At 39.5% G+C, this 1,095-nt stretch carries 2 protein-coding genes; one reads left to right on the forward strand and one right to left on the reverse strand.

The annotated features are described in order from the left end of the window. Positions 1-558 (reverse strand): ABC transporter substrate-binding protein (locus A3761_RS22225; RefSeq protein WP_068750905.1); only part of this gene is annotated, 558 nt, incomplete at its 3' end. A 221-nt stretch (positions 559-779) separates the two neighbouring features. Between A3761_RS22225 and A3761_RS22230 the strand changes: the two genes are divergently transcribed. Further along, positions 780-1,070: a hypothetical protein gene (locus A3761_RS22230; protein WP_068516158.1), complete on the forward strand. Its 291-nt coding sequence runs from the start codon at positions 780-782 to the stop codon at positions 1,068-1,070. Positions 1,071-1,095: the final 25 nt, after the last annotated feature.

Consider the following 1,095-nt stretch of genomic DNA (forward strand, 5'->3'; position numbering starts at 1 on the left):
TGTGAATTCAGAGATAGGAAATAAGTCGATTGTTCCGCTGATTAGTTTTCGCAAGTTATCTATATCTGTATTGCTAATTGACACTCTTAACCTGTCTTGCTTGTATAAACGCCAAAATTCATCGTTATAAGTATAGCTCCGCGTAGCGCCAATTTTTAAACGGCCTAGTTCATCAAGGCTTTGCCATTTGAACGGGCCGTTAAAGCGTTTTTTAGTGTAGAAAAAGACAAAATAGATATTCTCGATCGTTTGGCTATGGAGAAAGTCTTGTCTTCTTTCTTCACTTTCCCCCCAAAAAGACGTGGCGTGATAATTACCGATTCGAGTCGCTTCTAGGGCTCTTTTCCAAGGGAGATAGTCAAATTTGACGTCAATGTTGTGGAGCTTAAACGCTTCGCTAACTAGATGATTAATGTAGCCTCCACCCGGCAGTGATTGTGAGGTCCACGGCGGATATTCTCCACTGGCTATTTGGATAGTTTCAGCCTTAGAGAGTGAATGGAAACTGACTAACAAAAGCAGGGTTAATGCTTTAATTGTGGCACTTGTACGCTTCATATACCTAACCGTTTATAAGCCAATTCAAATCTAGATATCTGATTTCAAAAAAGCAGGCTAACTTAGTTATTATGTCGGTAGTGATATTAGTGTAGTAGAGTTTGGCCGGTTTGGAGTGTCGCTTTTAGATTGTGTCGTTATTACAACTAACGTTTGTTATTAGTCACTTTGTTATCAGTTCGAGGTATGATGACTGTTTACAAGTTTGAATCGGAATGATTATGCAAGCTGAAGCTCTTATTTTATTGATCAATTTCCTATTGGTGACGCTTACTTATTTGTTCGTTTATCCTCGGTTTGCGGGGCGAGATTTGAACAAACTATTTACGAACGACTTGGCTGCTATGGTGATATCTCTCTTGGTGGTTGGCAGCTTATATCAAGGTCAAGACCTCAAGTTATCGTTGATCATTCTAGAGACTAACTGGTTCTGGTTTAGTTTACTGACATATATGCTAATCGAGACGCCTTTTGCACTCAGGTATATCAAAAAATATAAGGTTTTTGAGTAGGGCTGGTTAGCCCTCTGCAAGCATC

It is taken from the genome of Oleiphilus sp. HI0123, from assembly GCF_001635315.1.

Coding starts and splice junctions, on each gene's coding strand:
- A3761_RS22230 (WP_068516158.1), top strand. CDS start 780: ATGCAAGCTGAAGCTCTTATTTTATTGATCAATTTCCTATTGGTGACG.